The 9,168-nt window shown below is 50.2% G+C and carries 7 protein-coding genes and 3 pseudogenes; all 10 read right to left on the bottom strand.

The window, feature by feature from the left end:
• The coding region (locus AB8804_RS12205; RefSeq protein ID WP_371186425.1) for a DUF6402 family protein at nucleotides 1-946 on the bottom strand (946 nt) is incomplete at its 3' end.
• Between the two features lie 4 nt (nucleotides 947-950).
• A pseudogene (locus AB8804_RS12200) lies at nucleotides 951-3,084 on the bottom strand (DUF2345 domain-containing protein).
• Nucleotides 3,041-3,489 (bottom strand): annotated as a pseudogene (gene tssE / locus AB8804_RS12195) (type VI secretion system baseplate subunit TssE). Before tssE ends, AB8804_RS12200 begins: the two co-directional pseudogenes overlap by 44 nt.
• A 182-nt stretch (nucleotides 3,490-3,671) precedes the next feature.
• Nucleotides 3,672-4,136, bottom strand: coding sequence for a hypothetical protein (locus AB8804_RS12190; RefSeq protein WP_371186423.1), 465 nt, complete (start codon nucleotides 4,134-4,136; stop codon nucleotides 3,672-3,674).
• A 214-nt stretch (nucleotides 4,137-4,350) separates the two neighbouring features.
• Nucleotides 4,351-4,490: pseudogene (locus tag AB8804_RS12185) on the bottom strand (type IV secretion protein Rhs); the annotation flags it as partial.
• Between the two features lie 15 nt (nucleotides 4,491-4,505).
• Complete coding sequence (locus AB8804_RS12180) at nucleotides 4,506-5,228, bottom strand: hypothetical protein (protein WP_371186421.1); 723 nt, start codon at nucleotides 5,226-5,228, stop codon at nucleotides 4,506-4,508.
• A 2-nt stretch (nucleotides 5,229-5,230) separates the two neighbouring features.
• Entirely contained in the window at nucleotides 5,231-6,001 is a 771-nt protein-coding gene (locus AB8804_RS12175) for a Tox-REase-5 domain-containing protein (protein ID WP_371186419.1), read from the bottom strand.
• Nucleotides 6,001-6,345 carry a hypothetical protein gene (locus AB8804_RS12170; protein ID WP_371186417.1) on the bottom strand — a complete coding sequence of 115 codons (345 nt, stop codon included), beginning with the start codon at nucleotides 6,343-6,345 and terminating at the stop codon, nucleotides 6,001-6,003. The genes AB8804_RS12175 and AB8804_RS12170 overlap by 1 nt, the downstream gene beginning before the upstream one ends.
• A complete protein-coding gene (locus AB8804_RS12165; RefSeq protein ID WP_371186415.1) occupies nucleotides 6,339-6,842 on the bottom strand; it encodes a DUF4123 domain-containing protein in 504 nt (167 codons plus the stop codon). Before AB8804_RS12165 ends, AB8804_RS12170 begins: the two co-directional genes overlap by 7 nt.
• Nucleotides 6,839-9,166, bottom strand: coding sequence for a type VI secretion system Vgr family protein (locus tag AB8804_RS12160; protein ID WP_371186413.1), 2,328 nt, complete (start codon nucleotides 9,164-9,166; stop codon nucleotides 6,839-6,841). The genes AB8804_RS12165 and AB8804_RS12160 overlap by 4 nt, the downstream gene beginning before the upstream one ends.
• Nucleotides 9,167-9,168: the final 2 nt, after the last annotated feature.

Genomic DNA, 9,168 nt, shown 5'->3' with positions numbered 1-9,168 from the left:
CCTCCATATCAATGTTATTTAAATGAATTATAATGTTTGTAGGAATTTTCTTTACTGTAGAGTATACAAAAAAATCTCCAGTTTCATCGGCGCGTTTGTGTTTTTCTCTGTATTTAACAAAGGATGAATTTGTAACCCTGAAGTATCTACATCCATCTTCATCGATGTATTCTTTTTTCATAAGTTCGCTAATCACCCCTAGTTTGATGACCCCACACTCCCCCCAATAACCTAAAGGTTGATCATCACCATCATTCATAAATTCATAGGTATCTTTGATGTAAAGTCCAAGCTCTCTAATCTCCATCTTCATAAATCCACTTTGATCTTTTGTTACATTTAGGTCTGTAAATGCAACTTTGATTATGAAAGAACCTAGAGCTCCGTACACATCATCCAGACTATCAGTTGCCTTCTCCCACAATGTACTACCAATCTTAATAAAATTAAACTGACTAGTCTTATCTAATTCGATTGCTGCCATGTCATCATAATTTACATGACAATCCTTTAGTTCATTACTTACCAAAAAACCAGACCTTTCCAGCCTATTCAAAATATAACAAAGCCCACTTGAAAGCTGATTTGAAATCCGTTTTCTTCGCCCTAAAAAATCATCATACTCTATAACGTTTGAAACTTTCATTACAAAATCATTATAGATTGGTTTAATTCGTGAGGATGAAGTTAATAACCATTCAAAATCTAAATCTGCGAGAACATGATTTTTGTCTATTGTGTTGATATCAACTCTGTTCAATTTCTCATCTTTTGTCATTTCGTAAAATGGATCATTGAACCATTTTCTCATAAAACGAGCTGCAACTTTCCACCCCTTTTTATCCATTACAACCGGAATGTCTGTTATTTTGAAAATTTTAACAGGGATGGTTTCTTTACTCTCATCTTGATCAGTAAGTTTGGATGTAACTTTCATATTAACCATGATACTATCCTATATATAAAGAATCCTGCTTTAATATGGTTAACTCGATATCAGCTTCCTTTGTATGACTTATAAAACTGGTGAGTCCCTTCTCGCATGAAACCCCTTTAACAACCGAACCTTAGGTGAGGTCAATACGTATCCAATATTTGATATTGGTTCTTGTGTTCTATCATCAACAAGAATAAAGCTTCTGCGAAAAGCATCGCCTGGCCTTGGTAAAAATGGAAGTTCTGGATACTGAGGACAATTTCCTGCTGCCATCGTCCTTTTCACTTTGCGTATATACGTCGCCGTCGTACCATACTCGACCTTCCCCGCCTCCAGCCGCAGGTAGCTCCCCCCGCCAATCAGCGTGATGCGTTTCTTTCCCGCAGACGAAATATCACTCGCCGAGCTCATCGTCAGCTTCTTTTCCGCAAACAGCCTCATATTTGCATTCTGCGCCTGCACCTCCACCGGGCCTTCACTGGCCTTCAGGCTCAGTGGCCCGGTGCGGGCAAACAGCCCGAGCTTTTCTCCGGCCAGTGCGGTCATGTTGCCCATGACGCCAGTGCTGATATCGCCTCCGGCGTTAATGGCGACGTTTTTCTTCGCGGCTATTTGCAGATGCTCCCCGCTGGTCAGCGCCATCCCTTCCGGAGCAGACATCAGCAGCGCCTCATTGAGCGGCTTCAGCCGCTGCTCAAACATCGCTATCTGGCTGTCAACATCCGCCTTCAGCGCCTGCGCCTGCTCCGCCGCGATTTCCAGCTGCTGCAGCTGCTGGTTGAGCCGGTCGATTTCCTTCAGCGCGGCATCCATGTCCAGGGCTTCGCCCTGCGCTTTCGCCTGCTCATCCGCACTGACAAACAGCCCCTTTCCGGCTCTCAGGGTTCCCCACTCATCGGTGCGCAGCTCTGCGCCCCTGCCGCGAGACTCTCCCTTGTTGTCCACCAGGTACCCGCTGTTGAGCTGCGTCTTGCCATACTCCGTGGCAAGTTTGATGTGCTCCTCATCACGCCGGTCCTCCATCCGCAGCTTGTTGTTTGCCGGTGTACGCAGCACGTTGCGGGTGTGGTTGTCGCGGTTCACGTGGTCCGGGTGTTCAGAGTCGTGCAGCGTGTACGCGATGTACGGCAGGTCGATGTCGCCGTTGCCGTAGGCAATCGCCACTTCCGTGCCGTCGGTGAGCGGCGCGTGCCAGCCGAGCGTATCGCCTGCGGTCGGCTTCGCCATCCGCAGCCACAGATACCCAAAACCCTGCTCCGTGCCTTCGCGGTCGAAGTCCAGCCTGACCCGGTAGCGCCCCTGCTCGTCCAGGTGCGCGTAAATGTCATTCTTCTCCCGGCTTTCAACGCGGGCAGGCAGGGTTCCGTGGATTTCAGGGCGCGGAATTTCAGTCGGGCGGAAGCACCAGCGTTCGGTGTAGGGCATGCCCCAGACCGACCCGTGCAGGCGGGAGTCCCTTGCGCCCCGGAAGGTCACGAGCGTGAGAAGGACACCGTCTTTCAGGGCAGTAATGACGTCTCCCTGCGGCTCCAGCACCTGCCCGGGCGTGAGACCAGAGGCATTACTGAACAGGTGAATGCGGGCCGAGTTGTTGAGTTCCCGCTCATGGTGAAGGCGCGCATAAAACGCGCCGGATTCGGTTTCCGGCTCCGGGCCGGTATCGTCACCCGCCTCGCGGTAAGGGGCGGCGTAACGGTAATGCCCTCCCGTCGTCACCGCATCACTGCGCACGCTGACCGTCGCATCCATCGGCGTGGTGGCGGTGCGGTAGTTGTAATCCCGCATCGCGACCGTACCGGTCACAACATTGTGCCAGGTCCGCACGTATAACACCGATTCCGCCGCGCCGTCGAACAGGCCCGACGGCTCGCGGTACGGCAGGCGCACATCAAACCGGTAGTGAAGCTGGCTGTCGGCGAAGATGTACACGTCCAGCTCGCGGCTGTTATCCATCTCCGTGCGCCAGTAAATCCCCACCTCAGACAGAATGCGCCGGATAAATTCGAGGTCCGTTTCCCGCCACTGGTAATCAGCTCACGTGACGGGTAACTGTGCTCCAGACGAAATTCAAAATCCGGGCCTTCCAGGCCATGTATGCATGGATCAAATAAAGAGATGATTTTCCAGATACTGTTGTTGTTTGAGATGTCTGAGCATTACTTTCCCCTCTGGCATAAACTCGGTGCCACACCGGACAAGTCCGATACCTCTCAGTTTCGCATCAATAGCGTAACGCAGCTCACCAGGCACTTGTTGTTCGAGTAAAGAGACATAGAGTGACTGCAAGCGGGGTTCATACTTGAGCAGGACATCAGCCAGCGTATCGATCAGCTCGTGGGCTGTCCCGGGCATGCCTTGCAGAATTATGGTCATATCCGGCAAACCATATCCGGTAAATAGCTTATGGTTCCGGCACTGGCGTTCATAATACGCTGGATATTATCCAATACTGATAGAATGGCCTGGTCTTCTTCGTTTACCTGTTCAAGGGGAAGGTCACCGGTACAATTACCGCTGAGAATTTCGTATAGAGACGGCGATTTTCTATCCATAGTAAATACCATGTGGGATTAAATATTAATTAAGCTCAGGAAGTGACATTTTTAATATAAGATACCCTCGTTTTTTGTATCCATTCTTCACTTCCAGGTCGAACTCCTCTCACGGCAATTTCAGATACTCGTAAAACGTCATGAATAAATTATCATCTCGGCATGATTAATTTATAAATATTTCACTTACCCCACTTCCTCACAATAAATAAGAATAGTATTAGCATAGCACTGGATAATATTAATGGAGCAATATAGAAGAAACTGGCAATTTCCCCATATTTTTCTAAAACAACAACAAAAACATTTAACTCCAAAACATCATGGTGATTTCGCATATGATTTTTCAATGAAAAAATCAAACTATTCACCATATTAAAAAATAGAAAGCCAATCAATGTGTAGAATCTAACTTTGAATCGATTGGGTTTATTTTTTAGCAAGAATAAGCAACTAGAAATCAATAAAAGAAGATTGAAAATAGCAATCATTAGTTCAAATCGAAACAAAGAACTTAAATAATTTGCCCCCCCTTCACTTACAATGTCATAATAATGTAATTCCCCACGATAATACCCAACATTTAATAAGTAAAACAAAACAATGCTAACAAGTAAAATTGATGACATGTAAATTAAAAATTTCATCACTAGTCCTTAATCCATATTTCGAATAGCGGCTCTCACTGGATGGTATTTCTCATACAATCTGGTTCCGTAGGCTTGCCCTAAATTATTAGCTTCCATGTCTGATATGGTATCATCCCGGCGCCCTCCTTTATTAAATCATATGCTTCTTCCGCATATTGAAGTGTATCCGTTATAATTTGTATTGTATTATAACTTTTCCCGGCACTATATGGTAATGAAGCTGGCTATCGGCGAAGATGTACGCGTCCAGCCCGCGGCTGTTATCCATCACCGTGCGCCAGTAAATGCCCACCTCAGACAGAATGCGCTGAATGAATTCCAAGTCCGTTTCCGCCACTGGGCAATTAGCTCACTTGGCAGCCAAGATTAGAGCTCTGTCATCAATGGTAACAGTCCAAGATCCAGAAGTTTTATTTCTATGTCGTTAGCTTTGCCGATATGATCTTTATTTTTCCCATCAAATATCTCTTTGGTTGAAACGATAATTATTCCAATTTGTTTATTTTCCTTTATGACAGGAACAACTCTGGCAGCCTCTGGAATAGATCCATTCAAAGCTATGTGTGGAATGTATAACATCCAACCCACCGCTAATCTGTCCGGGAATACATTCCGACCCAGTACATTATATCCATTAGAATCGACATTTATATAAGAACAATTAAAAGACAAAGCCAGATATGAAACAAAGAGTACAAATCGATGTGATAGATTTTCTTCATTATCCATAGCTAAACTTAACTCCACCGAAACTCTATTTTTTTCATCATAAAACATCTTTCTATAAGAAATGCCACAGCTATGCTCATCATCATTAGCATCCCATACACTATCAACAAACATTGGCATATTTTTTTTATATCGACGTTCCCATTTCAACCTTGTTTTATCTGTAATATGTCCATTATGAAATGCCATCTGATTAAGAGCTTGCTTTCTAGAGTAACCTGTTTCATACCAATCCTTTTCCACCTGAAACAAATCATTAATTTTCGCCATAATAAAAGAAAAGTGTTCAATTATTTGTGAAAGTTGGATATCTTCATTTTTAATACGAAAATCAAAGTTCACTACAAATCGTGTGCTCATAATTAAGGTTCCCATCTCACAATAATATCTTTAGATCTTATGAAAATTTTTGAAAAGTAGTAACAACTCATTGGTTGCATAAAAATCCAAACTACTTTTAATGGTTGATTTACTGACGCAACAGCCTGATGACGCCCGGCTTGGTTAATCGCACTATTATCCCCCCGCCACCAATCTTTCTTTGTACCATCAGCCCTAAAAAACTGATCATACCGCGCCTTTGCCTCCCAGAATTGACACAGCTTATCCTTCCATCCATCAAACGACACGCCGCAGTATTTAAATTCCTGGATTTGCTTTGTTTCCGGATTATAAAACGTGCCGCAGATACGTGTCTGATACCTTATTGTCACCTCACTCCAGCGCGAGCAACGCCTCACCATCGGCATCACCTTCCCTTCCGGCGGACAGTTTTCACAGGTCTTTTCATCCGTTTTCGCCTGTACTCCGGCCCTGGTATCAACTCCTTCGTAGTTCACTGTTTCGGAGTAATCCATGTCATCTTCCCAGTAATCTCCATGCGTTTCCGCGCTGACGGCCATCGGTTCATTCAGAATGGGATCATACTGTTTTCCCTGATGATCAAACCCTCCATGACTCCGGGACTGCGCGCCCCCTGAACCAGGATAAGACATATCTTCATTTTCCCAGCCCCCATGGTTGCTCCCTGTTCCGGGGAACGTTGAGGTTCCGGTTGTTCTGCCTGCCGCACCGACACTTCCTGCCGTCGCCCCGCCCATACCTCCGTAGACTACTGGTGGGATCATGACCATCAGAGCCCCCTCCTTTCCCTGTTAATCATCACATGTTTATAATCTTCAACCCGCTGCTCAACTGAATAGCCATTCGGCGTTCTCAGCCATTTCTCCACCTCGTGCTTCAGATAAAAACCGGGCCAGAATGCTTCCAGCATCAAAAAATCCCGCCGCACATTCTTGCTTCTCACTGGCAAAGTATTGGCATAATCCAGCGCTCTTTGCAGGCGTGGATGAAAAGTCTCATCGGGTTCATCAATCCCTGGAAAGCGTTTTTTCAGCTGGCTGGCAGTGTCTTTAACAAAATCGTCGTCTTCCATTTTATCCGCAGCTGCGCATTGCTCAGTCGATAATTTCAGCATACAAATTCCCTTTGCTTAAACGACCAGACTTTTCCGTCCACGATTGTCAGCCATTCCTGCAGTAAATTCGTCATTTCCCGGTGCTGCTGACTGTTCAGCATCGTCCCCAGACGGACCAGAACGCGCGGGTCCTGAAAGCGCAGTAAAGCAGCCCGTCCGTCCGGGAGTCCTGCGTTCATATATCTCTGTAAATGTGCAACCAGCTCCTCCGCCATGGAGCCTGACACAATCCAGGACACTCCGGGGAGCGCGATTTCCAGTGCTTCCAGTTGTTCTCTCATTTCCATTGCTGCATTCATTCTGATTAGCCACGGCCCGGCAAAGGCAATACGCGAATCCGGCCAGGTATTAAATAAAGGAAACGCAACATCCGGGATTATTTTCAGTTCATCACCTGTAAAGCGCTCATACTGCAGGCCATCTACCAGGGCAAAAACTGAAACGTCTGATGAGTGAATCAGGTGTTGCGCGGCGAATCTAAAGCTGGCACTGCTCATGATTCCCCCCTGATAACAAACGTGTCGCCATTCATCACCGCTTTCATCAGGCAGCTCAGGCAGATACCTCCGCCCGTCATGGCTTTAACCGGCAAAGTAGCCGCCCCCGCCGCCATCGTCCTTTTCACTTTGCGTAGATACATCGCCGTCGTGCCGTACTCGATTTTCCCGGCCTCCAGCCGCAGGTAGCTCCCGCCACCAATCAGCGTGATGCGTTTTTTCCCGGCAAAAGAGATGTCACTCGCCGAGCTCATCGTCAGCTTCTTTTCTGCAAACAGCCGCATATTTGCGTTCTGCGCCTGCACCTCCACCGGGCCTTCACTGGCCTTCAGGCTCAGTGGCCCGGTACGCGCGAACAGCCCGAGCTTTTCTCCGGCCAGCGCGGTCATATTTCCCATGACGCCTGCGCTGATATCCCCGCCCGCATTGATGGCGACGTTTTTGCTGGCGGCCAGTTGCAGATGCTCCCCGCTGGTCAGCGCCATCCCTTCCGGGGCGGACATCAGCAGCGCCTCGTTGAGCGGCTTTAGCCGCTGCTCGAACATCGCTATCTGGCTGTCCACGTCCGCCTTCAGCGCCTGCGCCTGTTCTGCCGCCATTTCCAGCTGCTGCAGCTGCTGGTTGAGCCGGTCGATTTCCTCCAGGGCAGCATCCATGTCCAGTGCCTCGCCCTGCGCTTTCGGCTGCGCATCCGCGCTGACAAACAGCCCCTTTCCGGCGCGGATAACCCCGTGTCCATCGGTGCGCAGCTCAGCGCCCTGACCGCGGGGTTTTCCCTGCACGTCCACCAGATGTCCGGAATTGAGCTGCGTCTTACCGTATTCCGTGGCGAGCTTAATGTGCTCCTCCCCGCGCTGGTCTTCCATCCGCAGCTTGTTATTCGCCGGCGTGCGCAGCACGTTGCGGGTGTGGTTGTCGCGCGTGACGTGGTCCGGGTGCTCCGAGTCGTGCAGCGCGTACGCGATGTACGGCAGGTCAATATCACCGTTGCTGTACGCAATCGCCACTTCGGTCCCGTCAATGAGCGGCGTGTGCCAGCCCAGCGTTTCGCCTGCATACGGCTTCGCCATCCGCAGCCACAGGTAGCCGTAACCCGGCTCCGTGCTTTCCCGGTCGAAGTCCAGCCTGACCCGGTAGCGCCCGTGTTCGTCCAGGTGCGCGTAGATAGCATTCTTCTCCCGGCTCTCAACGCGGGCAGGCAGGGTTCCGTGGATTTCAGGACGCGGGATGTCCGCCGGGCGGAAGCACCAGCGTTCGGTGTAGGGCATGCCCCAGACCGACACGTGCAGGCGGGAGTCCCGCGCTCCCCGGTAGGTCACCAGCGTAAGAAGGACGCCTTCTTTAAGCGCTGCAATGACGTCACCCTGCGGCTCCAGTACCTGCCCGGGCGTGAGACCAGAGGCATTGCTGAACAGGTGGATTCGGGCCGATTTGTTGAGCTCCCGCTCGTGATGAAGTCGCGCATAAAACGCGCCGGATTCGGTTTCCGGCTCCGGGCCGGTGTCGTCACCCGCCTCGCGGTATGGCGCGGCGTAGCGGTAGTGCTCTCCGGCGGTGATCGCATCACTGCGCACGCTGACCGTCGCATCCATCGGCGTGGTGGCAGTGCGGTAGTTGTAGTCCCGCGTGGCGACGGTGCCAGTGACAACGTTGTGCCAGGTCCGCACGTCCCACACCGATTCCGCCGCGCCGTCAAACAGACCCGACGGTTCGCGGTACGGCAGGCGCACGTCAAACCGGTAGTTCAACTGGCTGTCGGCGAAGATATAAATATCCAGCTCGCGGCTGTTGTCCATCTCCGTGTGCCAGTAAATCCCCACCTCAGACAGAATGCGCTGGATGAACTGCAAGTCCGTTTCCCGCCACTGAGTGATAATTTCACGCGCCGGATAGGTGCGCTCCAGCCGGAACTCTAAGTCCGGCCCTTCCAGCCCGTGGCCGCGCAGCACCTGCTCCACCACCTCCGGTACCGACTGGTTCTGAAAAACACGGCACTGCCGCGTGTGCTCCAGCAGTGCCAGGCGGGAGCGGAGCGTGAGCCGATAGTGGGACTGATCTGCGGTGGTGGAAAGCCATTCCAGGCGGGTGACGATGCCGTGAACAGTTTTGCCGCTGCGCATCCGCAACGACGCATATTTCATCAGCACGTCTTCCGGAACGAGATTGCCCTGCGGCGTGGTGAATTCGATATCCCATCTGAACGGCTCGCTCAGTGCTTCCCTGCCGCGAAAGCGCAGGACGTCCGGCGTCACCGGGCTGTCGTTAATATCCAGAAAATAGCGGGTCTGCCCGTCGAAAAGCGCCAGCCAGTTATCCTTATCCATTA

The sequence above is a fragment of the Enterobacter sp. KBR-315C3_2022 genome (assembly GCF_041399425.1).
Classification (GTDB): domain Bacteria; phylum Pseudomonadota; class Gammaproteobacteria; order Enterobacterales; family Enterobacteriaceae; genus Enterobacter.
This window is presented reverse-complemented; position numbering and strand designations above follow the sequence as displayed.

Excerpts from the sequence above, each read along its gene's own strand:
- AB8804_RS12165 (WP_371186415.1), bottom strand. The coding sequence starts at position 6,842 with ATGAGCAGTGCCAGCTTTAGATTCGCCGCGCAACACCTGATTCACTCA.
- AB8804_RS12160 (WP_371186413.1), bottom strand. The coding sequence starts at position 9,166 with ATGGATAAGGATAACTGGCTGGCGCTTTTCGACGGGCAGACCCGCTAT.
- AB8804_RS12190 (WP_371186423.1), bottom strand. The coding sequence starts at position 4,136 with ATGAAATTTTTAATTTACATGTCATCAATTTTACTTGTTAGCATTGTT.
- AB8804_RS12175 (WP_371186419.1), bottom strand. The coding sequence starts at position 6,001 with ATGGTCATGATCCCACCAGTAGTCTACGGAGGTATGGGCGGGGCGACG.
- AB8804_RS12180 (WP_371186421.1), bottom strand. The coding sequence starts at position 5,228 with ATGAGCACACGATTTGTAGTGAACTTTGATTTTCGTATTAAAAATGAA.
- AB8804_RS12170 (WP_371186417.1), bottom strand. The coding sequence starts at position 6,345 with ATGCTGAAATTATCGACTGAGCAATGCGCAGCTGCGGATAAAATGGAA.